This window comes from Neorhizobium sp. LMR1-1-1.1 (assembly GCF_040675795.1).
Lineage (GTDB): Bacteria > Pseudomonadota > Alphaproteobacteria > Rhizobiales > Rhizobiaceae > Neorhizobium > Neorhizobium cellulosilyticum.
In genome coordinates this window covers 728,064-754,383 of the sequence record NZ_JBEGHE010000025.1, presented here as the reverse complement: position 1 = coordinate 754,383, position 26,320 = coordinate 728,064, and the positions used below count along the sequence as shown (strand labels likewise).

The following is a 26,320-nucleotide window of genomic DNA, read 5'->3' as shown; positions in this document are numbered from 1 at the left end:
CGTCACCTCCCTGACGAATCCTTGCCTTATCGATGGCTGCGAAGGCCGAGCATGCGGATCAGAACGGCATCGCGCCTTATATAGTGGTGGTAAAGTGCAGCGCCGGCATGCAGCGCCACCAGCGCGAGGACGAGATAAGCGAGCACGGCGTGCGCCGTCGTCCACCAGGCTTCCGCAGCATCGGACTTTGCCACCGGCAGATGCGGGATGACGACGAGATCAAAAGCAAATGTCGGTATCTCCAGCGTAGACACAGAGGCTATCATCCAGCCTGCGAGCGGCACAGCAAGCGCCAGCAAAAGCAGCAGATGATGCATTCCGCGCGCGGCCCCATGTTCGAGAGCGCTCATCTCGGCGACCGGCTTCGGTCGGGGGCCAAACAATGAGTAGGCAAGCCGCACCAGAGACACAAGCAGAGCCAGCATGCCGAGAGACTTGTGCCACTGAAACAATGAGAATTGCAGAGCCGGATCGACGGAACGACGCGTCATCGCGAAACCAAGCGCGATCAACCCGAAGATCAGCAGGGCGACCAGCCAATGGAGCGTGATCGTCACAAAGTTATATCGATCAAGGCCCTTGGCATGACGGCGCATGGCTGGCTTTCCCGATGCCTGAACAAACAGCTTTGCGCCTGGCCGGTGGTTGCTTCAACTCACAATCACTTGCATCGCCTCAAATCATGCCGAGCAGATAACGATAAATCGGCCGGTATTCCGGTCAAGCCGGATTAGCTCCGCCAAGCTGCAGGCGGTCGGAAGAAGCGCGCAGCCTTTTCCTTTCGAGAAACCAGCCAAGCGCCAGATGTGCGGCGCAGCCCGCAACAAGGATAATCATCTGGGCGCCAAGCGACGCCTGCGGGTGCAGGTCCATATAGACGCTTGCCGAGGTAGAAAGAACGATACCCATCGAAAAGATCGGCAGGCTGTGGCGACCGATCATCGAAACGTGCCGCAGCCATACCCATCCTGTTGCCTTTTTCACAAAATCCATGTTCCAGGCGAGATAGAGGATGGCCAGCGCGTCGGCGATGCGCAACGGCCCACTGTTGGTTTTCGAAATCAGTTCCTTGTAGAAACCGGGATAAGGCGGCTGAAACCATGCCAGGAAATAGGCAAGGTTTACCGGGATGGCGATGATGGCGAAGCCTGCCGCAAGGAAGAACGCCTTGCGGTCATAGGGCAAGGGATCACGACCGGTCTTGATGCGGATACCGAGCACGACGCCGATTGTGAAGATCAGCTGCCAGGAAAGCGGATCGAAGTACCAATGCCCGCTTTCCAGCGCCGGGTTCGCAAAGTTGACGTGCCCACGACCCGCGACGATCCAAATGAGCGTCGATAGGCCTATCAGCAGTGTCGGGGAACGATCGTGAAGCAAGAAGACGACCGGAACCCATAGCATGAGCACGATATACATCGGCAAAATGTCCAGATCTCCGGGCATGTACGCCAGTAGCGCGGCCTGTACCCCACGCCGGACCGGCTCGTTGAGAAAGCCGGCCATATCACTGACCGCGCTGGTATGGGCATATTCGATCGCCAGCAGCGACGCGAATGCCGCCATGATCAGGAAAAGCAGCAGGTATGCGAGATAGATGCGCCATGCACGGCGCCAGGGGCGCGACAGAGAGAGACCGGCATTCGGGCGATAATAGGCAAGCGCCGAAGACATGCCGGCGAGCAGCACGAATAGCTCCGACGCATCGGCAAAGCCGCGCGAATGCTGGAACGTGGCGGAAAAGGTGAATTCGGCGTGGCCAATAAAAATCAGCAGCAGCGTTATGCCGCGTAACAGATCGATCCTGACTTCGCGTTGAATTCCCATGGGTGTCTCCGCGACACAATCATCACCAATGCCGCTGGCTCGTTCCTAGCGAAAAATCACTACCGGCCGCTTGAAGAACTCATACTCATTTTACAGATCTCCGACTTATGGCCGATTTCGGGATTCTCTGCCTATTGCTGGGGCACGGCGCCATCGCCTGTCTGTTTCGCTTTTGCTCCAATCCGGAGGCGGAACTGATACCTGCTTTTGCTGGAATTGCTTGCCTTGCGACACGGAAACCGCCAAGAGAGCCGCATGAACCAACACTCCTCATCCGTCCGTCTCGACCAGTTGCTGGTCTCGCTCAACCTTTTCGACAGCCGCTCGCGGGCGCGCGACGCGATTGCGCGCGGCACCGTGAAGGTCGATGGCAAGGTCGTGACCAAGCCCGCGCAGTCCGTCTCGTCGGAGGCCGAGATCGTCGTCGATGATCCGGCCAGCACCTATGTCTCGCGCGCGGCGCTGAAACTGATTGCGGCGCTCGACCATTTCGGCCTCGATCCGGAAGGCCTGACCTGCCTCGATGTCGGCGCGTCGACGGGTGGATTTACCCAGGTTCTGCTGGAGCGCGGTGCCGCCCACGTCATCGCCGTGGATGTCGGCCATGACCAGATGCATGAGCGGCTGCTCAGCGATGAGCGCGTCACCAATATCGAGGGCCTGAATGCCCGCGAGATGACGGCGGACGACATCGATGACGAGCCGGTCGATTTCATCGTTTCCGACGTCTCGTTCATCTCGCTGAAGCTTGCCCTGCCGCCGACGCTCGAACTGGCGGAACCGGGCAGCCATTGCGTGCTTCTGGTCAAGCCGCAGTTCGAAGCGGGCCGCGAAAATGTCGGCAAGGGCGGCATGCTGAAACAGCCGGAGACTGCGCCGGATGTTGCGGCGGAACTGGAGCGCTGGCTCGTCGAAGAGATGGAGTGGGAAAGTCTCGGGATGATCCCCTCGCCGATCGCTGGCGGCGACGGCAATGTCGAATTCCTGCTCGGCGGAAGGAAGCCATCATGAGCACGGTTACCGTCACGATCGAGCGGCTGGGCGCTCAGGGCCATGGCGTTGCCGAAAGCGAATACGGGCCGGTCTATGTGCCTTACGCGCTGCCCGGCGAAACGTTGGCAATCGCGCGCAATGGCGATTACGGCACCGTCATGTCGACCTCCAATCCGTCCCCGGACCGGATCGAGCCGATCTGTCGGCATTTCAATCCCGACCGGGACAATTGCGGCGGCTGTTCGCTGCAGCATCTGGCGGCACCGGCCTATAACGCTTTCAAGCGTGAATTGGTCATTGATGCGCTGAAGGCGCGCGGGCTGACACCGGAAGTCGGGGAGACCATTGCGTGCCATCCCGGCGAGCGACGCCGCGCCGTATTTTCCGTGCGCCGCACAGAGAAGGAGCTGCTTCTCGGCTTCAATCGCGCCGAGACCAACCACATCGTATCAATCGAAGAATGTCCCATCACCTCGCCCGGTATCGTGGCGAGGCTTCCCGCGATCCGCACAGTGGCAGCAGCGCTTGCTCAAGGGTCCGAGAGCTTCCACCTGACGGTGCTCGAGACGCTATCCGGGCTTGATCTGGCGGCTGATGGACTGAAAAAGCTCGACGACAAACAGCGTCGTGCCGTGACCGAAGCCGTGCTTTCGCTGAAAGGCATTGCGCGGGTTTCGGTGAATGGCGAGATCATTCTCGAACCGACGAAGCCGATCATCGATTTCGGCGGTGTCAACGTGTCGCCGCCGCCCGGAGCCTTCACCCAGGCGACCAAGCCCGCGGAAGAGGCGATGGCGGAACTGGTGATGAACCATCTCGGCAAGGCCAAGCGGGTGATCGACCTGTTTGCCGGCTCGGGTACGTTTTCGCTCAGGATAGCCCGCAAGGCGAAAGTGCATGCGGTCGAGGGCGAGGACAAGTCGATCAAGGCGCTCGATCTTGCGGCGCGCAACACGCAGGGGCTGAAACCGGTCACGGTGGAAAAGCGCGACCTCTTCCGTCGTCCGATGATGGCGCAGGAACTGAAGGTCTATGATGCGGCCGTCTTCGACCCACCGCGCGCCGGCGCCGAAGTTCAGGTGAAGGAGCTTGTCCGCTCCGGGATCAAGACGGTCGTGGCCGTTTCCTGCAACCCTGCAACACTTGCGCGAGACCTCAAAATTCTCGTCGATGCGGGCTATCGCATCAAGTCGGTGACGCCGATCGACCAGTTCCTCTGGTCGACGCATGTGGAAGCCGTGGCGCTGCTTTCGCGTTAATCTGACGCAAACCTCGCCCCAGTTCGGGGCAGGCTCATTCTGAAGTGCCGCGAAGATACACCTTCCGGTATTGCTTTCGGCACTTTTGAATTCCCTCCAATTTACCGAACATTAGGACGAGAGCATATTTCGCCGCCTCGCAGCCTGTGGAAGCAAATGACTTGCTTTGCTGCGACGGGAGGGGAAATCATGACAGACGTAGCGATGCATGGGCATGGCGTGCGCGGGATGAAACCGGAGACGCTGCATTCCTTCGACGGCATAGGCGATCCCGGCAAATTCGGGGTGATGTTTCCAAATCTTCTGCCGCTTTCGGCCAGCGATGATGCGCTTGCGGAACTGGCGGCAGCGATGCTGGACAGGCTCGATGCGGCGGGCAATCCCGATCCCGCGGGCGACAACATGAACATCCCGGCGGGCTATACCTATCTCGGCCAATTCATCGACCACGACATCACGCTGGACACGACGCCGCTCGACCAGCAGAAGGCCGATCCGCTGGCGACGGTGAATTTCCGCACACCGGCGCTCGACCTCGATTCGCTTTATGGCGACGGGCCGGGCATCCATCCCTATCTCTACCAGCGCGATCCCGCCAAGCCGAAGATCATCGGCAAGATGCTGATCGGACATGCGGCGCAATCGCCGGACCAGAACGGCCGTACGATCCCCACCTTGCCCAATGATCTGCCGCGCAATCAGGTCGGCCATGCGCTGATCTTCGACGAGCGCAATGACGAGAACCTTTTGGTGGCGCAGATGCATCTTCTGATGCTGAAATTCCACAACAAGGTGTTCGATAAGGTGGTGGCGGCCAATCCCGGTCTCAGCGACGGTGCTTTGTTCAAGGAAACAAGGCGGATCGTCACCTGGCACTACCAGTGGATCGTGCTGTTCGATTTCGTCGAACGGCTGACCGAGCCGGGCCTCATCCAGAAGATCAAGCATCAGGGCCGGCGTTTCTACCGGTTCAAGCAGCGGCCCTACATGCCAGCAGAATTTGCCGCTGCCTGTTACCGGCTCGGGCATTCGATGGTGCGGCAGACCTACAGCCATAACCAGGTATTCAACCCGACGGCGGATTCGGTCGCCAATGGCACGCTGGGGCTTCTGTTCTTCTTCACCGGCAAGTCAGGATCGATCACCGGCGAACTCGCGCCTGTGCCGCCTGCTCCGCCTCCTGCGGCGCAGAACACGCTGCCCTCCAACTGGGTGATCGACTGGCGGCGTTATTTCGATCTCGGCACGCCCGCCGGCGGCAATTTCGCGCTCAACCACAGCCGTCGCCTCGATCCGCTGCTGACACCGGCGCTGCATACGCTGCCGGGGCTGATACCCGAGGCACCGCCGCAGCTGGTGCGGGAATTCAACCTCGCCTTCCGTAACCTGCGCCGCGGAGTGCAGATCGGGCTTCCATCCGGCCAGGCGGTCTGTCGGGCGATGGGCCTTACACCGCTCAAACCGGCGCAGATCGCGACCGGACCTGACGGTAAGGCGGCCAAGAAACACAGGCTGCATGAGGAAACGCCGCTCTGGTATTATGCGCTGAAAGAGGCGGAGCATTACCACAAGGGCGAACGCCTCGGCCCGATGGCATCGACCATCGTCGCCGAAACCTTTCTCGGCATGGTGCATGGCGATCATGACTCCTTCCTCTGGCAGCAATCCGACTGGAAGCCGGAACTGCCGAGCGCCAAGGCCGGGCATTTCACCATGGCAGACCTGATCCGCTTCGTCGGCGATATCAACCCGGTCGGCACCGCCCTGGAACAGGCATTGGAACCGCAGCCCTAAACAACAGAGACTGCCCTCCCGCCCGCAGGCAAGGCCTGCCGGTGCCGACGTCATAGTCGCATCGGCAGGCTGCCCCCTATTCTAACGACGAAGGAAGGCTTCGAAGGCGGCCCGCGCCTCGGCGCTTTTCAGCCGGGCGGAAAAATGGACGAGTTCGTCATCGATCCGCGCCAACACCTCATCGCGCGGGCCGCGAACGAGATCGCGGGCGATCTGCAGCGCCTGGGGCGGTTTCTTGGCAAGTTCGGAACCGATGGCGAGCGCCTCCATTTCCACCGCGTTCGGAGCGACGACCTTCCAGATCATGCCGGCTTCCAGTGCTGCCTCGGCGGAAAAGCCTTCGCCGGCCACCAGAAGCGCAAACGCCCGTTGATGGCCGATGATCCTCGGTGCAAGCAGGCTCGATGCAGCTTCCGGGACAAGCGCCAAATCGACGAAGGGCGTCCTGAACAAACTGCGGCCGGAGGCGACAGTCAGGTCGCAATGAAGATTGAGCGTCGTGCCGATGCCGATTGCCAGACCATCAACACCGGAGACGAGCGGCTTTTCGGCCAGCGCCAGCGCCTTGATGAACAGGGCGCCGGCCGGCGGCTCCGTGGTGCCCGACATCGCGTAACCGACGAAATCGCCCATGTCGTTGCCGGCGGAAAAACAGCCTTCGGTGCCGAGAAACACGACGGCCTTCACCTCGTCATCAGTATTGGCCTCTTCGAGCGCCGCCGTCATGCGCTGATACATGGCGGCGGTAATGGCGTTCTTCTTTTCCGGCCGGTTGAAGCGGATGATTAGAACGCCGGGATAGGCGTCGGTACGCTCGACGATGATATGTTCGGTCACGTTAACTCCTCTATCCGTGACGATCCCCCTCTGGCCTGCCGGCCATCTCCCCCACAAGGGGGGAGAAAATTTGCGGCACCCACCCGCCTCAATCGAGCGATGACGGACCGGCCGGGTTAAGCCCTCCCCCTTGTGGGGAGGGTTGGGAGGGGTTTTCTTTTGTATAGTTCGCAACGTTGTTGAGCGGGCATTTTTAATCCAGCAGGCTGCGGGCGGCGGAAAGGCTGGCGGAGCCGGCGATGACGCGATCCTTGAGCGCCGAGGTTTCTGCAAGCAGGTTTTCCGCCATGAAGCGGCAGAGGCTGACGCGGCCGCTCCCCTCGCCGTTATCGGCTGCGACCAGCCCGCCCCTGGCGAGATAGACGCCGGTCAGGACGAGGCCGAAGAGGCGCTGATAGGGCGTCGCTCCTGCCAGAGCATCGGCCGTGCGGCCATCCGCCTGCGCCAACAGCAACCACGCGGTTGCTGCCTCGAGAGCAGCAATCGCAGCGCGCAGCCGGTCACCGGTTTCGCCGAAGTCGGGATCGTTGCGAGAGGCGACCTCATCCGCCACCTGCTTCAACTCGGCGAGCACCCCCTTCACCTGATCGCCGCCGGAAAGCGGCAGCTTGCGGGTGACAAGATCGATAGCCTGAATGCCGTTTGTGCCTTCATAGATCGGGGCGATACGGGCATCACGCAGGTATCGGGCGGCACCGGTTTCCTCGATGAAGCCCATGCCGCCATGGACCTGGATGCCGAGCGAGGCGACATCGACGCCGATATCGGTGGAGAAGGATTTGGCGATCGGGGTCAGCAGGGCCGCACGCTCTGCCCAATGTTTGGCCTCTTCACCCTCATGATGATGGGACATGTCGGTGGCATGGGCGCAGGCATAACAAATCGCCCGCGCACCTTGTGTCAGCGCCTTCATGGTCAAAAGCATCTGGGCGACATCCGGATGCTCGATGATCGGGCTCATTCCCCCGTTCTGGCCCCCGTTCTGGCCCCCGTTCTGGACGCCGCTTTTATCGTTTCCCGACCAGTTGGGCGCCTTGCCCTGCGTGCGTTCCTTGGCGAAGGCGATGGCCTTCTGGGTCGCGGCTTCGGCAATCGCGACACCCTGGATGCCGACGGCGAGGCGTGCGTTGTTCATCATCGTGAACATGCAGGCGAGCCCCTTGTTTTCCTCGCCGACGAGATAACCGACAGCACCCCATTCCTCGCCGAACCGGCCATCGCCGAAAATCATCGTGCAGGTGGGGGAGCCGTGAATACCGAGCTTGTGCTCGATCGAGTGGCAGAGAACGTCGTTGCGCTCGCCGAGCGATCCATCCTCGTTGACCAGGAATTTCGGCACCAGAAACAGGGAAATGCCGCGCGTTCCGGCCGGTGCGTCCGCCAAACGGGCGAGGACCAGATGGATGATGTTGTCGGCGGCGTCATGTTCGCCCCAGGTGATGAAAATCTTCTGGCCGAAGACGCGATAGGTGCCGTCGTCGCGCGGCTCCGCGCGGGTCTTCAGCACGCCGAGATCGGAGCCGGCATGCGGTTCCGTCAGGTTCATCGTGCCGGTCCATTCGCCGGACACCATCTTTTCCAGAAAGACCTGCTTCAGCTCATCCGAACCGTGCGCAGCAAGCGCCTCGATCGCGCCCATCGTCAGTGTCGGGGCCAGCGCGAAGGCCATTGAGGCTGAGTTCCACATTTCTAGCGCTGCGACATTGAGCATATGCGGCAGGTTCTGGCCGCCAAAGGCTTCCGGCGCGGTCAGGCCATTCCAGCCGCCATCGCGCCAGCGACGATAAAGGTCAGGCCAGCCCTTCGGCGTCGTCACCTCGCCGTCTTCCAGTTTCGCGCCTTCGCGGTCGCCCCTCTCGCCGAGCGGAGCGATCTCGCTAGAGGCGAAGCGTCCGGCTTCCTCAAGGATTGCCGCCACCAGATCGCCGCTGAGGTCGCCGAAGCGACCCTCCTCCAGGGCCGCGGAAAGACCGGCAACATGGTTCAACGTGAAGGCAATTTCCTCCACCGGGGCGCTGTACATATGATCCTCCTCATCAGCCGTGCAGCCTTGCCTCTCCGGACAAGTATTTCCTTTTACGTAAACGTAAAGGAGATTGTCAATCGGCAGGTTGTTTCATCATGAAGCAGTCGCGCATGAGGGGAAAGAGAAATGATAAAATGCAGGATGCCGCGGCGATAAAGATTCTTTCGCGAGTTTGTCGTAGACAGTCTTCAGGATACCGGAGTTCTGCCGATGGACACGCCACCGCTGATGACGCCTGCCATTCCCGGCCTCGTCTGGGCCTACCGTTTCGATGCGCCGACGCGGTCCTGCGCACGGCTGCCGCTTGAGACGACGGCAAAAGAGCTGGATAGCGGGGACGGGTTTCTGTGGCTGCATCTGAACCTTGCCGACAGCCGGGTGCCGGCCTTTCTGGAAAGCCTGCCGGGTGTGACGCCGCCGGTGCTTGCGGCTCTCACCACGCGTGATACCCATGCGGCGATCATTCTCGACGAGCAGCTGATCTACGGCACGCTGATCGACTTCCAGAAGGAGTTTGACAGCGAAACGCGCGATATCGGCTGGCTGCATTTTTTCGTCTCCGACCGCATCATCATCACCACGCGCCTGCAACCGCTGCGCTCCATCGACCGGCTCAAGGCGCAGATGGAAAAGAATGCGGCACGCTTCAAACGGCCGATCGATGTGTTCGAGACTCTGGTTGCCGAATTCCAGCGGACGCTGATCTCACTTGTCATGGAACTGACGGAAGAGCTGAACCTGATCGAGGATTTCGTCTACGACAACGCACCGCGTGACGAACGCCGCAAGCTCGCGCCGGTGCGCCGCACCGTCGTGCGGCTTCACCGGCATTTAAGAACGGTGCTGACCCTGATGCGACGGGCCGCGGCTTCCGACGAGGACGAGATGCCGGATGGTTTCGATGATGCGGCATCACGACTGATCAGCCGTCTGGAAGCGGTCGATCATGATGTCTATGCGCTGCAGGAACGGGCACGGCTGCTGCATGAGGAAATCGATTCCAAGCTTTCGTCGGAAACCAACCGCCACCTTTACATCCTGTCGCTGATGACCGCCTTCCTGTTGCCACCGTCGCTGGTCACCGGCTTTTTCGGGATGAATACGGAAGGCCTGCCATTTGCGCATCTGGAGCATGGCACGCTGTTCGCCTTCGGCGCGATCGGGCTTTCGGTTGCCGCCGCGTGGTGGCTACTAAGGCGGGTCGGCATTCTGTAATGCGCAAATGAAAAACCCGCGCCGAAGCGCGGGCTGATTTATCGTGCCATTTCCCACCCCACTCAGTAGTAGGGCGAATAACAGGTCTGGCGTGGGCCGTTATACGGCTGGAACGAGTTCGAATAGCTATCATAGGACCGGTAGCGGCCCGCACACCATTCATAGTGGCGCGGGTTCAAGCCGCCTCCGCCGCTATAGGCAGGCCGGGGTGCGGGCTCGACATAACGCGGCTGCGAGGCGATCGCTCCACCGATGATCGCGCCGGCGCCGAAGGCTGCAAGCGGATACCAGTAGCCATCATTGTGACGACGATATCCGTCACGGTGATAGCGGTAACCGCGATGACCTCCGTACCAGCCGCGGCGCGGGCCATCGCCACGCCAGCCGCGGTCGCGATTATATTGCACGTTGCTTACGTCGGATACGACCGGCGCATTCGGTGCGGCTGGCAGCGGCAGCGCCTGCGCGGTTCCGAGTGAGCCAGCAAGAACGACGGCTGAAACAGCTGCAACGGCAAATTTCTTGAACAGAGTCATTTCGTACTCTCCATTCCCTTAGTTGAAGAGGTGACGCCTCCCGCGCCACCAACTCACACGATAGCCAACAAACATTCCAACGCTAGGATTTTTATCCTGAATGCATGCTATGCGCGGAAATGTGAAAGCCCGGCCGCGTGAGCGTCCGGGCTTGTTCGTCATGATATCCGCTTACCTGTAAGGCGAAACGCAAGAGCGGCGGACGCCGGCGCTGGCGACATAGGTATTATCCGAAGCGCGATAGGTCCGGTAGCGATTGGCGCACCACTGATAATGGCTGCCCCCCGAAGCACGCGGCTGGTTGGCGATGGCGCCGCCGATAATCGCAGCGGCACCGAATGCTGCTAGCGGGAACCAGTAACCGTTGTGATACCGATAGCCTTGGCGGCGCTCGCGATATCCGCGATGGCCGTTGTAATATCCTTCCCGATAGGCGCGTCGATCATGGCGGTAGTGGCGGCGATCGCGATCATGGCGATAATAGCGGCGATCACGATCGTCGCGACGGTATTGGACCTCGGTCGCCTGGCTGGCGAAGGCCTGCACCGCCATCGGTGCCACCGGCATCACAGGTGCGGCCGAAACCGGAACAAAACTCGTAGCAAGAACGGCCGCCGCCGTTAAGGCGGTGGCAATGCGCATGCGGAATGCGTTCATGGGAATGTTTCCTCGACATATAATCAGCGATTTAGAACGCGAGACATGCCCATTTGTTCCACGCCATATTCCCTGGCAGAGGAATGCCAGATGCCCTATTCGCCGGCTTCGTCGTAAACGCGCCGGTTTTCCTCGATGCGAGAGAAGTTGTCCCTGATCCAGAAATTCAGGGCCTGAAGAGACGCCAGTATGCCGGCCCCCAATTCGGTCAGCTCGTATTCGACGCGCGGCGGCACCTCGGGAAAATAGTGTCGCATGACGAAACCGTCGCGTTCCAGGCCGCGTAGCGTCAGTGTCAGCATGCGCTGCGTGATGCCGTCGATTTCCCTTTTCAGATGCGAAAAACGGAGCCTTCGACCCTCTGCAAGCGAGAGGCGCCAGATGACCTGAACCGTCCACTTGTCACCCAGACGCCCGCATACTCCGTTTGCAGGTTGCGGCAGGAAAGCCTGATCGCGCGTCACCTGCCTTTCGGTTTTGCTCTGACCTGAATTGTCCAAGAGTATCACCCGTGTGCCCGAGGCTGAAAATAGTGCCGTCTTCCGGCTGTGTTTCAACAGTATATATGGAGACCCCGTGTTCACCACGAGGGTTCTGAGATGAAAGAAGACAAACGTCCAATCCTGGTATTCGGCGCCACCGGCCGGCAGGGCGGAGCGGTCGCCGAAGCGCTTTTGAAGGCAAGATGGCCCGTTCGCGCGATTGTGCGAGACATTGCGGCCCCCAAATCCGTCGCCCTTCGTCAGGCGGGTGCCGAACTGGTTGAAGGATCATTTGCCGATCTCGATACATTTCGCGCCGGGATGGACAGTGCCCATGGCGTGTTCAGCGTATTGCCGGCCAACCTGTCAGAGACCGAAGAGGTACGGATAGGGTGCGGGATCGCCGATCTTGCGGCCGAAAGCGGCGTCGCGCATCTCGTCTATTCCTCGGGCGCCAGTTCCGGCGACACACCTACCGGGATCGCCCGTTTCGACGCCAAGCCGCGGATCGAGGCGCATATCCGCCGGCTGCCGGTCACCGCAACCATAATCAGACCGATGATATTCATGGATATGCTGATCAACCCGGCATTCGGCCTTTCAGAAGGCCGGTATACATTCTTCCTCAGGCCGGACCAGTCGATGCAACTGATTGCCGTGGAAGACATCGGGAAATTCGTCGCCGCGATCTTTGCCGATGGCATACGGTTCAGCGGACGGACGATTAAGATCGCGAGCGATACGGTTACAGGGCGCCAGCTGGGGGAAATCTTCAGCGAGGCCGCCGGTCGTCCGGTCATCTATTCCCGCTTTGCCGCTGAAGTCCTGGCCGCCGATAGCGATCTTGGTCAGCTTGCGGCGATCCTGGATAACGGCCCGCTGGCGGATCACGTGGACCTTGCTGCGATGCGCGAGATCAACCCCGAGATCATTTCCTTTCGGGCCTGGCTTGCGACCCAAGGACACCAAGCCTTCGACGCCTTAATCGGGAGTGATCGTACGTCCCACTCAGCGTAAAAACAGGCTCCTCCGCAAACTGACGGCACATTGCGGAGGAGCGCTCAGTATCACGCCACCGCGTAAAGCGTGCTGTCCTTGCCCTGCAGGCGATCGATCATGAAGTTCGAATACCACTCAACGAACTGCATCACACCGCCTTCATGCGCCTCGGAATAAGGGCCGGGTTCATAGGCGGGAGAGCGGATGCCGAAGGCGTTTTCCTCGACGATCTGCCTGTCCTGGTGGTTGGTCATGTTCCATACATGGGTCAGCTGCTCGACATCGTAATCGACGCCTTCCACCGCATCCTTGTGGACCAGCCATGTGGTGGTGACCGCCGTCTCTTCCGGCCCGACGGGGATGACTCGGAAAGAGATCGCGTGGTCGACCAGCATATGGTTCCAGGTGGTGGGATAATGGAACAGAAGCATCGTGCCGATATGGGAAATCGTCACGTCGTCGGAGAGCGACCGTTGAACTGCGGGCCGGCCGTTCATCGTGTAGCTTTCGGCATCCTCGATCAGCGGCATGCGCGCCACGCGGAACTGGCCGTCCGGCGACATGTTGAACGTGCTCGGCAGGCCGGCCGCTTCACAGCGGCTCCAGTGTTCGGAAATGAACGGATCGTCGCCGGCGCCCTGCACACCGGTCGCAGTCGGCGCTTCCGGGTAGGTGCGGCAGAGTTCCGGATGGTTACCGGCGCAGTGATAACACTCGCGATTGTTTTCCCAGACGAGCTTCCAGTTGCCCTTTTCGATGATCGTGTTCTGGGCGGCAACCTTCGTTTCGGGCAGGCGATGCGGCGCCATGTAAGGCTCGACCGTTGCGCGAACCGGAGCAAAATCCGGGGCTTCCTTTGCGAGGCAGATAAAGATGTAGCCGGCAACCACCTGGCAGTGGACGGGTTTCAATCCAAACTGCTTCTTGTCGAAATTATCGCCCATATGACGGGCCGACATCAGCGAGCCGTCATGCTGGTAGGTCCACTGGTGATAGGGACAGACGAGGCGGGTCGCAGAACCCGTTTCCTTGGTGCAGACGCGGTGGCCACGATGGCGGCAGGTATTGTGATAGGCGCGGATATCACCCTCGCGCGTGCGGATGACGAGAACCGGATAGTCGCCAACCTGCAGGGTAAAATACATGCCCGCCTTGTTGATCTGGCAATCGTGGCCGGCAAACAACCAGTCGCGATACCAGATCATCTCAAGATCGAGCTTGTAATAATCGGGATCGATATAAAAGGGCTGTTCCAGGCTGAAACCTTCGCGGCGGTTCTTCAGCTGCCGCAGAACCTGATTGTGAATGTCCATATGCTTCCTCGCAATACAAGCAAGCTTCAGGGCATGGACAAGCCGGCAACAATCAATGCAGCCAATTCCCGTCCCGTGCGCCCTCCGCGACCGGTGTCATCAAGCTCAGGCTGGTTTCCGGGCTGAGGAGTTGTCCCAAAAGGACTGCATGGCACCTTCCCGGTCGGCCGTTCGGCTCTGTCCCAGTGGCCGGGGTCGCCCCCTACCATGCCTTAAACTCCACCACCGTTGCGGGGGCAGCGCCGGATAGATCTCGTCGACCCGCCGGCTTCCCAATTTTCCGCTTCCCCTAGCGAGGCGGCACCTTGAGCTTTGTCATATTTAAGCGGGACGCCGGCCTGTCGCATAGACGACATTGCGACATCGGCCACTGCATTGGCGACGATCGCGCAATAGCATCCGATTGCGGGAGAAACCAACTGTTAAGGTCTTGCTAATAGTGTTCTTGAAAATTCATTGGGAAGAGCCGCCACCATGCCAGGACAGCTCCGTTATTACGAAGTCAACAGGCCCAGGCCCTTGATGATGCCGCCAAGCAGCGGCAATGCCCATACGGAATTCCTGCGAACCGGCAGAATTCCACGCTCCCGCCCTGTCTGGGTTCCCGACGAACGTCGCTATCTCACCCATGACGAAGTGGCTGAAAAGACAGGCAAGAAGCTCGAAACGGCCGGCGAAACCACGCATAAGCGGCTGAACAGCTTTCACCGGTCTATCCACCTGCCGAAGATCATCTTTCACCGCACGTTGGAGGGTAGCCCGCATCTGGGCTATTGCCATGTGACCGCAGCACGTACCTTCTTTTCGCAGGATGCGATGGTCAGCTGGTCATTCTACATCGCCAACTTCTCTTCCGAGATCGGCGGCGACGAGGTGTTTTTCGCCCGAATCAATCCACGGAATTCCCGCATGTATTTCGCCGTCGCGGTGGAAGGCGAAGCAGGCGAACAGGCGCGGATCGACCGGACATGGCGCAAGAACGGGCTTCTGTTCCAGACCAACAGCCCGCGCGAGGCGATGCGCAACGTTCTGATGCTCGGCGCGCCCAGTGCCGCAGTGCGCGAAATCATCAAAAGGCTTTAAAGCACGGGCACTCCGCTGTATTGACAGCGGCATGACAGCCGAAATCATAAACATCACCCATGAGCCCCAGCGCGCCATCAGCGAGGCAAGCCGCGTGCTCAATGACGGTTTTCCCGTCGCCATTCCGACCGAAACGGTCTACGGCCTTGCCGCGGATGCGACGCGCGCCGATGCGATCTCGCACATCTACGAGACCAAGGGGCGTCCGCAGTTCAATCCGCTCATCTGCCATGTCTGCGATATCGAGATGGCCGAGCGGTACGCGGTGTTCGATCCGGCGTCGAGAAAGTTGGCCGAAACCTTCTGGCCCGGTCCGCTGACCATTGTCCTGCCGCTCAGGAAAGACAGCACCATCCATCCGCTGGCAACCGCGGGGCTGGAAACGGTCGGGCTTCGCTGCCCGGAAGGTTTTGCCAACGACCTGATCCGCGATTTCGGCCGGCCGCTTGCGGCACCAAGCGCCAACACGTCCGGCAAGATCAGCCCGACCTCGGCACGCCATGTGATGGACGACCTCGGCGACAAGCTTCAACTGATCATCGACGGCGGCTCTTCGCCAGTCGGCGTCGAGTCGACGATCATCCGCGTCGATCCCGAAACCGGCGCGATCCTGCTTCTGAGGCCCGGTGGTCTTGCGGCCATGCATATCGCCGATGTTGCCGGGCGTGACCTTGAGCGTCGCTCAGGCCCTGCCGCGATCATCGAGGCGCCGGGCATGCTCGCCTCGCATTATGCGCCGGGCGCTACCGTGCGTCTCGACGCGACGGCAATCGAACCGGGCGAAGCGCTGATCCGTTTCGGTGGCCAGCCGGTTGCTGGTGCGGAAAAGGCTGCGATCGATCTCGACCTCAGCCCATCGGCCGACCTTGCGCAGGCGGCGGCCAACCTGTTCGAATACCTGAAGCGCGCGGATGCCAGCGGTGCCTCAAGCATCGCGGTTGCGCCGATCCCGAACGAGGGACTGGGCGAAGCGATCAATGACAGGCTTGGACGGGCAGCCGCACCACGCGACGGAGAGGAATGAAAATGGACAATGCAGCAGGCGAGAGCGCAAAGGCCGGTTCAGAGATGGCTTCGGGACTGATCGACCGTTTTGCCGCGATTGTCGGAGATGCCAATGTGATCCGCGATGCGGCAGGCCTTGCCCCGCATCTGGTGGAGGATCGTGGTCTCTACAAGGGTTCCTCGCCGCTGCTTCTGAAGCCTGCCTCGACGCAAGAGGTCTCGGCGATCCTGAAACTCGCCAGCGAAACCGGCACCGCCATCGTGCCGCAGACCGGCAATACCGGTCTTGTCGGCGGACAGACACCACGCGCCGGCGGCAATGACGTCATCATATCGCTTGCCCGGATGAACCGCATCCGCGACGTCGATCCGGTGGCCAATGTGCTGGTTGCCGATGGCGGCGCGATCCTTGCCGATGTGCAGAAGGCGGCGGAAGAGGTGAACCGGCTGTTTCCGCTTTCGCTCGGGTCGGAAGGCTCCTGCCGCATCGGCGGCAATCTTTCCACCAATGCAGGGGGGACGGCTGTGCTTGCCTATGGCAACATGCGCCAGCTCTGCCTCGGGCTGGAAGTCGTGCTTCCGACCGGCGAGATCTGGGATGGCTTGCGTCGTCTGAAGAAGGACAATACCGGCTACGACCTGCGCGATCTCTTCATCGGCGCGGAAGGCACGCTCGGCATCATTACCGGCGCGGTGCTGAAACTCTTTCCCCGCCCGGTCGGCCATCAGGTGGCGCTTGCCGGTGTCGCCTCGACCGAAGACGCGCTCGCGCTGTTCGACAAGGCCTCGACGCTGTGCGGCATGGCGCTCACCGGTTTCGAGCTGATGCCGCGGATCGGCATCGAGTTCACCTCGCGCCATATCGAGGGCGTGCGCGATCCGCTGTCGGAACCGCATCCGTGGTATGTGCTGATCGACATCTCGACCTCGGATTCAGCCGAAACTGCCGAAGTCATGGTCCATTCGCTGCTGGAGCAGGGTTTCGAGGCCGGCCTGGTGCGCGATGCGGTGATCGCAAGCTCGGTTGCGCAGCAGAAGGCACTGTGGACGATGCGCGAAAGCATGTCGGGCGCTCAGAAGCCGGAAGGCGGATCGATCAAGCACGACGTGTCGGTGCCGGTGTCGAAGATCCCGCAGTTCATGGCCGAGGCCGAAAAGGCGGTTCTGGCGGCCATGCCTGGCGCCCGCGTCTGCGCCTTCGGCCATATGGGCGACGGCAATATCCACTACAACATCTCCCAGCCCGTTGGCGCCGACAAGCAGGCGTTTCTCGACCGCTGGCGCGAGATCAACGAGATCGTCCATACGATCGTGCTCCAAGCGGGAGGATCGATTTCCGCCGAGCATGGCATCGGCCAGTTGAAGCGTGACGAGCTTGCGCATATCCGCTCGCCGATCGAGATGGAACTGATGGCCCGGATCAAGAACTCCTTCGATCCGGTCGGCATCATGAACCCGGGCAAGGTGATCATCGCCCCATGAGCCATATCCGGAAAACCACGATCCGCATCGATTTCGATATCGGCGTCAGGCTCGGGCCGGGAAAGGCACAACTGCTAGAACTGATCGAGGAACACGGTTCCATCCGCGCCGCCGGAGCTTCGATCGGCATGTCCTACCGGCGCGCATGGCTGCTTTCGGACGAGATTAACCGGATGTTCCGCGAACCTTCGATCTTTACCCGCCATGGTGGAAAAAGCGGCGGTGGGGCCGGCCTTACCGAGTTCGGCCGGGAGCTTCTTTCACGCTATCGACGGATGGAAGCCGCCATGCTCAAAGCCGCCGACGAGGATCTGGCGTGGCTGTCGTCCAATATCGACGCGGCCTTCACACCCTTCTCCAAAAAAGACGACAGCTGATTTTTGTCCCAGGCTTTCGGCCTGCATAATCGGCGATCCGGACGGTTTTCCACAGACCCGAAAACGCGATCGCAAGGGCGTGTCTCACGGCGATACGCCTTCAATCCAAGCTGACGCGTTCACCCTTCAGAAACCGCGATAATTGCGGCATTCGGTAACCATCCACCAAGGCAAACTTTCCTTAACCGCGATTTTTAAGGGGTTTTCGCAACCCCGCCGCCTAATGTGAGCCCATCAGAGGACAAAAGTCCCGCAGAGAAACGAATACGGGAAACCGGAAGCGGCTCTCAGGTAAAACAAGGGTAGCATAAAGCGATGAGCAAAACCGTTCTGAAGCCCGATTGGGCAGGGTCGACATTGAGGCTCGATCCGTCTCGTTTTCCGCAGCAGATTACCTATTCGCTGCGCGAGACCTCAGGAGATGTCACGATCACCATCGACGAGCGCGGCGCCGTGCTGCGCAAGATCCTTCCGGGTAGCGGTCTGCCGCTGTCCTTCGCCCTGCCGGCGCGCGCGTTCAAGGGTGTCGCCGCCCGTGCGATCGACCATGGCGACGGTGAAGTCACCGTCACGCTCGAACTCCATCACGACGATCCTGATCTCTGCATCCCGCTTCTCGTCGCGCATGATCTCTGCGATATCGCAGCCGACTGGCGCTCGTGGTCTGAAGCCTTTCATATTCCGATGCTGATGGTTGAAGCCGATGGCGTTGCCCGTCCGCTCGAAAACCATATCGGCGACGTGCGCAACCATGGCACCAAGCAGCGCCGCCGTCACTCCTATTTCGCCGCAAGGCGTCCCCGCTTCCTCGTTCGCCGCACGACCGGCAGCCTCGGCGTCGCGCTGAGGATCGAAGGCCGGGAAATCATCGCGCGCCGGTAGGACCGTCCCCTGAACCTGCAAGGCGCAGCGCAAAGCCCGGCTTCAACAAGCCGGGCTTTCTCAGTTCAGCATCATCGCTGTCTCAGAAAATGAGCGAGAGAAGCAGGCCAGCAAAGAGGATTGCGCCGACACGATTGTTGGAGAGGAACAGGTCCCGGCACTGGGCGGTATTGCGGATATCCAGAATGAGAATCTGCCAGCCGAGCATAATGACCATAGCAATCAGCCCGACATAGGCGAAGAAACCGGCACCGGCTGCGATAAAGGACAAGAAAAGAAACAGGACGGTGACGCCGTAGAGCCCGACAAGGCAGGGTTTTGCCTTGTCACCGAACAGCCGTGCAGTAGAGCGAACACCGATCAGTTCATCATCCTCGATATCCTGATAGGCATAGATCGTGTCGTAACCGATCGTCCAGGCAACGGCACCGATATAGAGAAACACCGGCGCCCAGGAGAGCGATCCGAAGATTGCCGCCCAGCCCATCAGCGCGCCCCAGGAGAATGCGAGCCCAAGGAAGAACTGCGGCCAATCGGTAAAACGTTTGGCAAAGGGATAGATGGCGACGACAGCGAGCGAGGCTATGCCGAGCACGATCGAGAAGGTGTTGAACTGAATGAGGACAAGCAGTCCGACCAGCGCCTGCAGAACGATGAACACCTTGGCACCGAAACGGGACACACGACCAGATGGCAGCGGGCGCGAGCGGGTGCGCGCCACTTCCATGTCGATATCGTGGTCGACGAGATCGTTATAGGCACAGCCCGCGCCACGCATGGCGACCGAGCCGATGAACATCAGGAAAAGATAGAATATGATCGTGCCTGCCGATGGCTCCAGACCATCGGGTGCCGCGTCCGCCGCAAGAGCGATGGACCAGAAGCACGGCCACATCAGAAGCTGCCAGCCGATCGGGCGGTCCCAGCGGGCAAGCTGGGAATATCCCCATAGCGATCGCGGCAGCACGCGATAGACAAAATTATCGGAAGGGGCATCGGCCACGCGAGCGGCATCATTTGGGGCGTTTGTCATCATGCCGAGGTTCTAGCGCCGGGGATTTGGGGTGGTCAAGGAGATGGAAGAATCATCACCTTCAAGTCCCCTCTGGCCTGCCGGCCATCTCCCCCACAAGGGGGAGAAGACCCGTGGCGGCCTCTTGCCAATTTCTCACCGGAAGGATCGGCCGGGTTAAGCCCTCCCCCTTGTGGGGAGGGTTGGCAGGGGTCTTCTGCCCCCAGCTGGGCCACCATCACACCGCAATCTTGTCCAGCGGCAACCGGCTCTGTTCAAACGCCCGCAACTCGGCTTCCCGCTCATAGATGTAGTCGCGCGTATCAGGCACGGCCTGGCGCTTCTTGACGATCTGGATCTGGAAGATGTGGAAGGCTTCGTGGGTGAAGGCCATTTCGGACGCTGCGAGATAGAATTCCCACATCCTGACGAAACGGTCGTCATAAAGCGCTGCGGCCTTTTCCCTGTTGGCCATGAAGCGCTCGCGCCAGTGGCGCAGCGTATAGGCGTAATGCATTGGCAGGATTTCAACGTCGGAGACCAGCAGTCCCGCCTTTTCGATCGCCGGAAGCACTTCCGCCAGAGACGGGATATAACCGCCCGGGAAGATGTACTTTTCGATCCACGGATTGTTGTAGATCGCCGGATAGGGCTGGCCGATCGAATGCAACACCATCACGCCGTCATCGGCGAGCACATCGTTCACCTTGTTGAAGAACTTTTTGTAGTTCAGGCGGCCGACATGTTCGAACATTCCGACGGAGACGATGCGATCGTAGCTCTTGGTCGGCGGCAGGTAATAATAGTCCTGCAACTCGAAACGGACGCTGTTGGCGAGACCCCGCCTGGCGGCTCGTTCGCGGGAAATCTTCAGTTGCTCGGTCGACAGCGTGATGCCGGTCACGTCGATGCCGGAGCTTTCCGACAGATACATCGCCATGCCGCCCCAGCCGGAGCCGATTTCCAGCGCCTTCTGGCCGGGCTCTGCCAGAAGCTTTGCCACGATATGGCGTTTCTTGGCGATCTGCGCCTCGTCCAGTGAAATGCCGGGCGGGTTGAAGTAGGCGCAGGAATATTGCCAGTCCTCGTCGAGAAACAGCGAGAACAGCTTTTCGTCGAGATCGTAGTGATGCGAGACGTTCTTGCGATTGTGGTTGATCGGAACGCGATTACGGAACTGCGCCTCGATCATGCGGCCGATGCCGCGGACGATCATGCCGAATGTCAGGCCTTCGGACAGGGTGTTGTCCTTGATCAGGGCCAGGAACTCATAGATGTCGCCTTCTTCCACAAGGAGACGGCCATCCATGTAGAGCTGGCCGAGTTGCAACTGCGGATCACGCAGAAGCGCCAATTCCGATGCCTCGTCGGTGAAGCGGATGGCCACCGACCGACCTCCCCCTCCTCCATATCGCTGTTCGCCTCCCGTCCCACGGACGGTGAGAGTGCCTATCTTGATGATTTTGCTAAGAAGATCGTGAAGGGACGAGTTCACGGACCCACCTCCTGAATACTAAGGGAACCTTACTATTTTTCGAAATCTAGCGTCTATTCCTCGGACTGCAAGCACATTCCGGTCATGAAAATGACACGAAACAGCACGCCGTCAAACGGGTTGTTTGACGGCGCACACCTAATGGTAGCAATGACATCGAAGCTTGTAAAATTCAGCGCTTTTTTAAAGCTTCTGCGAGCGCTGCGCCGAAAGCGCCTTGTGAAGAAGGCTTTTCGGTCTTCATGAATTTTTGATTGGCGGGGCGTTCATTTTTGCCCGGACCACGCGGCGGCGGGGCGCTTTCGCCTCCATCCTTGCGCATTGTCAAGCCGATTCGCTTGCGCTTGACGTCCACCTCGACCACCTTGACCTTCACCACATCACCCGCCTTGACGACTTCATGCGGGTCCTTGACGAACTTGTCGGCCAGTTGCGAGACGTGTACGAGACCGTCCTGATGCACGCCGATATCGACGAAAGCGCCGAAGGCCGCAACGTTCGTCACGGTACCTTCCAGCAGCATGCCGGGCTTGAGATCGGTGATCTCGTCGATACCGTCTGCAAAGGTGGCGGTCTTGAAGCTCGGGCGCGGGTCACGCCCGGGCTTTTCCAGTTCGGCGATGATGTCCTTCACGGTCGGCAGACCGAACTGCTCGTCGATGAACTGGCGCGGATCGACAGCCTTCAGCGCCGCACTGTCGCCCATCAGCGCACGCAGGTCGCGACCGCAGGCGGCAACGATCTTCTTCGCCACGCCATAGGCTTCCGGGTGGACGGAAGAGGCATCGAGCGGTTCCTTGCCATTCGGAATACGCAGGAAGCCTGCCGCCTGTTCGAAGGTACGGTTACCCAGGCGTGCAACCTTCAGAAGATCCTTGCGGCTTTCGAAAGCGCCGTTCAAATCGCGATGGGCAACAATCGCTTCAGCAATGGATTTACTCAAGCCCGAAACGCGGGCAAGCAGCGGCGCAGACGCCATGTTGAGATCGACGCCAACGGCATTCACCGCATCTTCGACGACGGCATCGAGCGAGCGGGCGAGTTTGCCCTGATCGACGTCGTGCTGGTACTGGCCGACGCCGATCGCCTTGGGTTCGATCTTGACGAGTTCGGCCAGCGGGTCCTGCAGGCGGCGGGCGATGGAGACCGCGCCGCGCAGCGACACGTCGAGCCCCGGGAATTCGGCGGCTGCCGTTTCCGAGGCGGAATAGACCGAGGCGCCGGCTTCCGACACGATAACCTTGGTCGGCCTGGCCCCCGGAAGGGATGACAGCATATCGGCCACCAGCTTTTCCGTCTCGCGGCTGCCGGTACCGTTGCCGATGGCGATCAGTTCGACATCATGCTTGCGGATCAGCGAGGCAAGTTCAGCCTGGGTACCGCGCAGGTCGTTCTTCGGCGGGAAAGGATAGACGGTCGAGGTGTCGATCAGCTTGCCGGTGGCATCGACGATCGCGACCTTGACGCCAGTGCGGATGCCCGGATCGAGGCCCATGGTCGAGCGGGAACCGGCAGGAGCGGCCAGAAGCAGGTCCTTGAGATTACGCGCGAAGACGTGAATTGCATCCTCTTCGGAGCGCTCGCGCATTTCCCGCATCAGATCGAGCGACAGGGAGACAGAGAGCTTGACGCGCCAGGTCCAGCCGGCAGCCTCCATCAGCCACAGGTCGCCCTTGCCAGAGCCGCGGATTTCAAACGCAGCGGCAATGATGCGCTGTGCCGGCTTGACCGGGGATGTGTCGTCGGCATCGACATCTATCGTCAGCGTTAGCATTTCCTCATTCCAGCCGCGCAGCATGGCGAGTGCACGGTGGCCGGGAACGGTTGCCCAGCGCTCCGTGTGATCGAAATAGTCGGCGAACTTTGCGCCCGCCTCCTGCTTGCCATCGACCACCTTGGCGCGGAGAACGGCGCCATCGCGCATATGCTGGCGCAGGCGGCCGAGAAGATCGGCATTTTCGGAGATGGTTTCGGCAACGATATCGCGCGCGCCATCGAGCGCCGTCTTCAGGTCGGCGACTTCACCCTGAACATAGTCTTGCGCAAGCTTTGCCGGGTCGGCGTTGCGATCGGCCCAGATGGCTTCGGCGAGCGGGCCAAGGCCACGTTCGCGGGCGATCTCGGCGCGGGTGCGGCGCTTCGGCTTGTAGGGAAGATAAAGGTCTTCGAGTTCGGCCTTGGTGACGGCACCGGCCAGCTTGGCCGCCAGTTCGTCGGTCATCTTGCCCTGGGTATTGATGCTGTCGACGATCGAGACGCGGCGCGCTTCCAGTTCGCGTAGATAGACGAGGCGCTCGGCAAGATTGCGAAGCTGCGTATCGTCGAGGCCACCGGTCACTTCCTTACGATAGCGCGCGATGAAGGGAACCGTCGCGCCTTCATCCAGCAAACCGATCGCCGCCTTGGCCTGATCCGGGCGCGCGTTGATTTCTGCGGCAATCGCAAGGCTGAGTTTCTGGATGTCGGCGGCCATGGAAGTCCTCGTCTAGATCGGGAGGCGCGACCATAGTCAAACTTTGCGGCAAGACAACACCGCCTTTCCCTGCGCTCACAGGATGATGAAGCAGCCTGTGCCAAAACGGACCGGCATTCACAAATCGATAACCGTCACCCGGTGGATAAAGACGTGACATCTTCTCGCATTCGTCGCGCCACCTATAGTTAGCGACGCCGCATGATGCGGTACGCATGGAGGTATGAATGCCCAGAAGAATCGCCACCCAACTCGCCCGTGATGAGGCGGTGGGCTCCGAAGAGCTTGAGGCCGCCATCATCTACCTGAGCGAAAAGATAAAAGATGCGGCCAAAAGAGACGAACCGGTTCCCTTCCTCGCCTATAGAAACCGACTGATTTTCGAAACGACACTGGCGTTGCGCCGGTAGGAGCATGCACGCTCTAGAAACATATCATCAAGGCGGTGCCGACCCTGTTATCCCTGTGGGGCCGGCCGCCAACCGGGTGCATATCGGCCGCAGACCCTTGACCTTTGCGGCAACGGGCCTTAACCGCCCCAGTGAAACAACCATGAGGGCGGTTTATGAAGGTTCTGCTGATCGGCTCAGGCGGCCGCGAACATGCACTGGCGTGGAAGCTTGCACAGTCTCCCAAACTGACTGCCCTTTATGCCGCTCCGGGCAATCCCGGTATCGCGGAACATGCCCAGATTGCTTCCCTTGACGTCGATGATCACGGCGCAGTTGCCGAATTCTGCCTGACCAACGGTATCGACTTCGTCGTGGTCGGTCCGGAAGGCCCGCTGGTGGCCGGTATCGCCGACGTCTTGCGTTCCAAGAACATCGTCGTATTTGGACCATCGGCCGCGGCAGCCCAGCTCGAAGGCTCCAAGGGTTTCACCAAGGATATCTGCGCCCGCTACAATATCCCGACCGGCGCCTACCGCCGCTTCACCAATGGTGAGGAAGCCAAGGCTTATGTGACCGAGCAAGGCGCGCCGATCGTCGTCAAGGCGGACGGGCTTGCCGCCGGCAAGGGTGTCACCGTTGCGATGACGGTCGAAGAAGCACTTGCCGCAATCGACGACTGCTTCGACGGCGCCTTCGGGGCAGCCGGTGCGGAAGTCGTGGTCGAGGCCTATCTCGATGGCGAGGAGGCGAGCTTCTTCTGCCTTTCCGACGGCAAGACCGCGCTGGCGCTGGCAACCGCGCAGGACCACAAGCGCGTCGGCGACGGCGATACCGGGCCGAATACAGGCGGCATGGGCGCTTACTCCCCTGCCCCGGTGATGACGCCCGAAATGGTCGAGCGGACGATGAAGGAAATTATCGAGCCGACCATCCGCGGCATGGCGGAAAGCGGCCATCCGTTTACCGGCGTGTTCTTTGCCGGCCTGATGATCACCCAGAAGGGTCCGGAACTGATCGAATACAATGTCCGCTTCGGCGACCCGGAATGCCAGGTGCTGATGATGCGGCTGAAGAGCGATCTTCTCGAACTGCTCTATGCCGCCGCAACCGGCACTCTCAATCAAGTCGAGGCGCTGTGGAGCGACGATGTGGCGCTGAGCGTCGTCATGGCATCCAAGGGTTATCCCGCTGCCTATGACAAGAACACGCCGATCGCCAAATTGCCGGCAACAGCAAGGGGCGAGAAGATCTTCCATGCCGGCACGGCGATCAAGGACGGACAGCTGGTAGCGACCGGCGGCCGGGTGCTCAACGTTACGGCGATCGGCCATAATGTCCGCGAGGCACAGGCCGGGGCCTATTCGCTCGTAGAAGGCATCACCTGGGAAAACGGTTTCTGCCGCCGCGATATCGGCTGGCGTGCGGCCGCGCGCGAGAATTCCTGACAGCTTGGCCGCATGCCTTCTGGTGATGCGGCCGATCGTTACAGTTTAAGCCGTTATTTACCGGTTCTCCTGACGGGATCGAAACCACTGATGGACTAAGCATGATGCAAAGAGAGGATTTGCATAATGCGCCATCTGGCCCTCACAGCCTTCGTGCTTTTCGCCGGTACTGCCCAGGCGCAGTCTGTCATGCCATTTCCGGGCAATACGCAGGGAACGACCCCAAGCATGCTGAGCTTGACTTGCGAAACCTGCCCTCCTCTCAAGAAGGCCGAAGACAGTAACTACAAGGTTCCCGAGCTGAAAGGCAGCATCCAATCGGTCTCGCTTATGGAGATCGACGGCCAGAAGAAGATCGTACGTACCGATGCTTGGATGGGCGGCTCGCCGGTCGTCCATATCAGCAAGGTACCGGACTGGATGAACATCGATCAGATGCAGGCTGTGATTGCGACCACGAGCGGCAGATATGTCCAGACAGAGGTCCAGACCGCGAGCCATCAAGCTGACCCGATCGACCTTGAGTCAAAGACAGGCGCCGTGGAGAAAAGCACCTTCAGCGAGCAGAAGATAAAAGACACTCCACTTAGGTTGAGTGAATAACGAGAGCTGCTTATTTCGCCATCCGCAAGATACATTATTCCTAATACTTCTACCCTGACTTGTTAAATTCCCTATCGGGCTGAAAATTCGCGATAACGTTCGATAATATATCCGTTATCATCGGCCATCCGCC

Annotated in this window: 24 protein-coding genes and 1 riboswitch; of the genes, 13 read left to right on the top strand and 11 right to left on the bottom strand. The window is 60.3% G+C overall.

Features of this window, described 5'->3' with window-relative positions; translation table 11 throughout:
- Positions 1-26: 26 nt before the first annotated feature.
- Positions 27-596: a cytochrome b gene (locus tag MRBLMR1_RS16740; protein ID WP_148142844.1), complete on the bottom strand. Its 570-nt coding sequence runs from the start codon at positions 594-596 to the stop codon at positions 27-29.
- 124 nt (positions 597-720) lie between these two features.
- Positions 721-1,827, bottom strand: a complete 1,107-nt coding sequence (locus tag MRBLMR1_RS16735) for an OpgC domain-containing protein (RefSeq protein WP_148142845.1) — start codon at positions 1,825-1,827, stop codon at positions 721-723.
- Positions 1,828-2,082: 255 nt separating this feature from the next.
- Between MRBLMR1_RS16735 and MRBLMR1_RS16730 the strand changes: the two genes are divergently transcribed.
- The 3 genes from MRBLMR1_RS16730 to MRBLMR1_RS16720 all read left to right on the top strand — a co-directional run bounded on the left by MRBLMR1_RS16730 (position 2,083) and on the right by MRBLMR1_RS16720 (position 5,873).
- Complete coding sequence (locus tag MRBLMR1_RS16730) at positions 2,083-2,838, top strand: TlyA family RNA methyltransferase (protein WP_148142846.1); 756 nt, start codon at positions 2,083-2,085, stop codon at positions 2,836-2,838.
- Positions 2,835-4,079, top strand: a complete 1,245-nt coding sequence (locus MRBLMR1_RS16725; RefSeq protein ID WP_148142847.1) for a class I SAM-dependent RNA methyltransferase — start codon at positions 2,835-2,837, stop codon at positions 4,077-4,079. Before MRBLMR1_RS16730 ends, MRBLMR1_RS16725 begins: the two co-directional genes overlap by 4 nt.
- A gap of 189 nt (positions 4,080-4,268) precedes the next feature.
- Positions 4,269-5,873, top strand: a complete 1,605-nt coding sequence (locus tag MRBLMR1_RS16720) for a peroxidase family protein (RefSeq protein ID WP_500065322.1) — start codon at positions 4,269-4,271, stop codon at positions 5,871-5,873.
- Positions 5,874-5,954: 81 nt separating this feature from the next.
- On the opposite strand, the gene MRBLMR1_RS16715 is transcribed toward MRBLMR1_RS16720, so the two are convergent.
- Both MRBLMR1_RS16715 and MRBLMR1_RS16710 read right to left on the bottom strand, forming a co-directional pair.
- Positions 5,955-6,710: a crotonase/enoyl-CoA hydratase family protein gene (locus MRBLMR1_RS16715; protein WP_148142849.1), complete on the bottom strand. Its 756-nt coding sequence runs from the start codon at positions 6,708-6,710 to the stop codon at positions 5,955-5,957.
- A 193-nt stretch (positions 6,711-6,903) separates the two neighbouring features.
- On the bottom strand, positions 6,904-8,733 hold the full coding sequence (locus MRBLMR1_RS16710; protein WP_148142850.1) for an acyl-CoA dehydrogenase family protein: 1,830 nt from the start codon (positions 8,731-8,733) through the stop codon (positions 6,904-6,906).
- Between the two features lie 213 nt (positions 8,734-8,946).
- Between MRBLMR1_RS16710 and MRBLMR1_RS16705 the strand changes: the two genes are divergently transcribed.
- Complete coding sequence (locus MRBLMR1_RS16705; RefSeq protein WP_148142851.1) at positions 8,947-9,951, top strand: transporter; 1,005 nt, start codon at positions 8,947-8,949, stop codon at positions 9,949-9,951.
- Positions 9,952-10,013: 62 nt separating this feature from the next.
- On the opposite strand, the gene MRBLMR1_RS16700 is transcribed toward MRBLMR1_RS16705, so the two are convergent.
- The 3 genes from MRBLMR1_RS16700 to MRBLMR1_RS16690 form a co-directional block, all read right to left on the bottom strand.
- On the bottom strand, positions 10,014-10,487 hold the full coding sequence (locus MRBLMR1_RS16700; protein ID WP_500065319.1) for a BA14K family protein: 474 nt from the start codon (positions 10,485-10,487) through the stop codon (positions 10,014-10,016).
- 171 nt (positions 10,488-10,658) lie between these two features.
- Positions 10,659-11,144, bottom strand: a complete 486-nt coding sequence (locus tag MRBLMR1_RS16695; protein WP_500065317.1) for a BA14K family protein — start codon at positions 11,142-11,144, stop codon at positions 10,659-10,661.
- Between the two features lie 95 nt (positions 11,145-11,239).
- On the bottom strand, positions 11,240-11,653 hold the full coding sequence (locus tag MRBLMR1_RS16690) for a winged helix-turn-helix transcriptional regulator (RefSeq protein WP_500065315.1): 414 nt from the start codon (positions 11,651-11,653) through the stop codon (positions 11,240-11,242).
- A 90-nt stretch (positions 11,654-11,743) separates the two neighbouring features.
- Here MRBLMR1_RS16690 and MRBLMR1_RS16685 point away from each other — a divergent pair, with 90 nt between their 5' ends.
- Positions 11,744-12,643: an NmrA/HSCARG family protein gene (locus tag MRBLMR1_RS16685; protein WP_148142855.1), complete on the top strand. Its 900-nt coding sequence runs from the start codon at positions 11,744-11,746 to the stop codon at positions 12,641-12,643.
- A 50-nt stretch (positions 12,644-12,693) separates the two neighbouring features.
- On the opposite strand, the gene MRBLMR1_RS16680 is transcribed toward MRBLMR1_RS16685, so the two are convergent.
- Positions 12,694-13,938, bottom strand: coding sequence for an aromatic ring-hydroxylating oxygenase subunit alpha (locus MRBLMR1_RS16680; RefSeq protein WP_148142856.1), 1,245 nt, complete (start codon positions 13,936-13,938; stop codon positions 12,694-12,696).
- A gap of 91 nt (positions 13,939-14,029) precedes the next feature.
- Positions 14,030-14,262: riboswitch (cobalamin riboswitch) on the bottom strand.
- Positions 14,263-14,412: 150 nt separating this feature from the next.
- Here MRBLMR1_RS16680 and MRBLMR1_RS16675 point away from each other — a divergent pair.
- From MRBLMR1_RS16675 to MRBLMR1_RS16655, 5 genes are all read left to right on the top strand, one after another.
- Positions 14,413-15,021, top strand: coding sequence for a DUF6656 family protein (locus tag MRBLMR1_RS16675; protein WP_148142857.1), 609 nt, complete (start codon positions 14,413-14,415; stop codon positions 15,019-15,021).
- A gap of 31 nt (positions 15,022-15,052) precedes the next feature.
- Complete coding sequence (locus MRBLMR1_RS16670; RefSeq protein WP_148142858.1) at positions 15,053-16,045, top strand: L-threonylcarbamoyladenylate synthase; 993 nt, start codon at positions 15,053-15,055, stop codon at positions 16,043-16,045.
- Between the two features lie 2 nt (positions 16,046-16,047).
- Positions 16,048-17,508 (top strand): FAD-binding oxidoreductase, encoded by a 1,461-nt coding sequence (locus tag MRBLMR1_RS16665; protein WP_500065311.1) that lies wholly within the window; start codon positions 16,048-16,050, stop codon positions 17,506-17,508.
- On the top strand, positions 17,505-17,885 hold the full coding sequence (locus MRBLMR1_RS16660) for a winged helix-turn-helix domain-containing protein (RefSeq protein ID WP_148142859.1): 381 nt from the start codon (positions 17,505-17,507) through the stop codon (positions 17,883-17,885). The genes MRBLMR1_RS16665 and MRBLMR1_RS16660 overlap by 4 nt, the downstream gene beginning before the upstream one ends.
- A 315-nt stretch (positions 17,886-18,200) precedes the next feature.
- Positions 18,201-18,767 carry a DUF6101 family protein gene (locus tag MRBLMR1_RS16655; RefSeq protein WP_148142860.1) on the top strand — a complete coding sequence of 189 codons (567 nt, stop codon included), beginning with the start codon at positions 18,201-18,203 and terminating at the stop codon, positions 18,765-18,767.
- Positions 18,768-18,849: 82 nt separating this feature from the next.
- Here MRBLMR1_RS16655 and ubiA read toward each other — a convergent pair whose 3' ends face one another.
- From ubiA to MRBLMR1_RS16640, 3 genes are all read right to left on the bottom strand, one after another.
- Positions 18,850-19,800 carry a 4-hydroxybenzoate octaprenyltransferase gene (gene ubiA, locus MRBLMR1_RS16650; RefSeq protein ID WP_148142926.1) on the bottom strand — a complete coding sequence of 317 codons (951 nt, stop codon included), beginning with the start codon at positions 19,798-19,800 and terminating at the stop codon, positions 18,850-18,852.
- Between the two features lie 217 nt (positions 19,801-20,017).
- On the bottom strand, positions 20,018-21,274 hold the full coding sequence (locus MRBLMR1_RS16645) for a cyclopropane fatty acid synthase (protein WP_148142861.1): 1,257 nt from the start codon (positions 21,272-21,274) through the stop codon (positions 20,018-20,020).
- 172 nt (positions 21,275-21,446) lie between these two features.
- Positions 21,447-23,747: a Tex family protein gene (locus tag MRBLMR1_RS16640; protein WP_148142862.1), complete on the bottom strand. Its 2,301-nt coding sequence runs from the start codon at positions 23,745-23,747 to the stop codon at positions 21,447-21,449.
- A 227-nt stretch (positions 23,748-23,974) separates the two neighbouring features.
- Here MRBLMR1_RS16640 and MRBLMR1_RS16635 point away from each other — a divergent pair, with 227 nt between their 5' ends.
- The 3 genes from MRBLMR1_RS16635 (at position 23,975) to MRBLMR1_RS16625 (ending at position 26,187) form a co-directional block, all read left to right on the top strand.
- On the top strand, positions 23,975-24,157 hold the full coding sequence (locus tag MRBLMR1_RS16635; protein ID WP_148142863.1) for a hypothetical protein: 183 nt from the start codon (positions 23,975-23,977) through the stop codon (positions 24,155-24,157).
- Positions 24,158-24,312: 155 nt separating this feature from the next.
- Complete coding sequence (purD, locus tag MRBLMR1_RS16630; protein ID WP_148142864.1) at positions 24,313-25,584, top strand: phosphoribosylamine--glycine ligase; 1,272 nt, start codon at positions 24,313-24,315, stop codon at positions 25,582-25,584.
- 126 nt (positions 25,585-25,710) lie between these two features.
- Positions 25,711-26,187 (top strand): plant virulence effector HPE1-like domain-containing protein, encoded by a 477-nt coding sequence (locus MRBLMR1_RS16625; protein ID WP_148142865.1) that lies wholly within the window; start codon positions 25,711-25,713, stop codon positions 26,185-26,187.
- Positions 26,188-26,320 lie beyond the last annotated feature (133 nt).

What these genes read in the sequence shown, in the direction of transcription:
- MRBLMR1_RS16665 (WP_500065311.1), top strand. Translation starts at nt 16,048, where the DNA reads ATGGACAATGCAGCAGGCGAGAGCGCAAAGGCCGGTTCAGAGATGGCT.
- MRBLMR1_RS16720 (WP_500065322.1), top strand. Translation starts at nt 4,269, where the DNA reads ATGACAGACGTAGCGATGCATGGGCATGGCGTGCGCGGGATGAAACCG.
- ubiA (WP_148142926.1), bottom strand. Translation starts at nt 19,800, where the DNA reads ATGACAAACGCCCCAAATGATGCCGCTCGCGTGGCCGATGCCCCTTCC.
- MRBLMR1_RS16685 (WP_148142855.1), top strand. Translation starts at nt 11,744, where the DNA reads ATGAAAGAAGACAAACGTCCAATCCTGGTATTCGGCGCCACCGGCCGG.
- MRBLMR1_RS16675 (WP_148142857.1), top strand. Translation starts at nt 14,413, where the DNA reads ATGCCAGGACAGCTCCGTTATTACGAAGTCAACAGGCCCAGGCCCTTG.
- MRBLMR1_RS16730 (WP_148142846.1), top strand. Translation starts at nt 2,083, where the DNA reads ATGAACCAACACTCCTCATCCGTCCGTCTCGACCAGTTGCTGGTCTCG.
- MRBLMR1_RS16655 (WP_148142860.1), top strand. Translation starts at nt 18,201, where the DNA reads ATGAGCAAAACCGTTCTGAAGCCCGATTGGGCAGGGTCGACATTGAGG.
- MRBLMR1_RS16705 (WP_148142851.1), top strand. Translation starts at nt 8,947, where the DNA reads ATGGACACGCCACCGCTGATGACGCCTGCCATTCCCGGCCTCGTCTGG.
- MRBLMR1_RS16670 (WP_148142858.1), top strand. Translation starts at nt 15,053, where the DNA reads ATGACAGCCGAAATCATAAACATCACCCATGAGCCCCAGCGCGCCATC.
- MRBLMR1_RS16635 (WP_148142863.1), top strand. Translation starts at nt 23,975, where the DNA reads ATGCCCAGAAGAATCGCCACCCAACTCGCCCGTGATGAGGCGGTGGGC.
- MRBLMR1_RS16740 (WP_148142844.1), bottom strand. Translation starts at nt 596, where the DNA reads ATGCGCCGTCATGCCAAGGGCCTTGATCGATATAACTTTGTGACGATC.
- MRBLMR1_RS16640 (WP_148142862.1), bottom strand. Translation starts at nt 23,747, where the DNA reads ATGGCCGCCGACATCCAGAAACTCAGCCTTGCGATTGCCGCAGAAATC.
- MRBLMR1_RS16660 (WP_148142859.1), top strand. Translation starts at nt 17,505, where the DNA reads ATGAGCCATATCCGGAAAACCACGATCCGCATCGATTTCGATATCGGC.
- purD (WP_148142864.1), top strand. Translation starts at nt 24,313, where the DNA reads ATGAAGGTTCTGCTGATCGGCTCAGGCGGCCGCGAACATGCACTGGCG.
- MRBLMR1_RS16735 (WP_148142845.1), bottom strand. Translation starts at nt 1,827, where the DNA reads ATGGGAATTCAACGCGAAGTCAGGATCGATCTGTTACGCGGCATAACG.
- MRBLMR1_RS16725 (WP_148142847.1), top strand. Translation starts at nt 2,835, where the DNA reads ATGAGCACGGTTACCGTCACGATCGAGCGGCTGGGCGCTCAGGGCCAT.
- MRBLMR1_RS16625 (WP_148142865.1), top strand. Translation starts at nt 25,711, where the DNA reads ATGCGCCATCTGGCCCTCACAGCCTTCGTGCTTTTCGCCGGTACTGCC.
- MRBLMR1_RS16695 (WP_500065317.1), bottom strand. Translation starts at nt 11,144, where the DNA reads ATGAACGCATTCCGCATGCGCATTGCCACCGCCTTAACGGCGGCGGCC.
- MRBLMR1_RS16700 (WP_500065319.1), bottom strand. Translation starts at nt 10,487, where the DNA reads ATGACTCTGTTCAAGAAATTTGCCGTTGCAGCTGTTTCAGCCGTCGTT.
- MRBLMR1_RS16680 (WP_148142856.1), bottom strand. Translation starts at nt 13,938, where the DNA reads ATGGACATTCACAATCAGGTTCTGCGGCAGCTGAAGAACCGCCGCGAA.
- MRBLMR1_RS16710 (WP_148142850.1), bottom strand. Translation starts at nt 8,733, where the DNA reads ATGTACAGCGCCCCGGTGGAGGAAATTGCCTTCACGTTGAACCATGTT.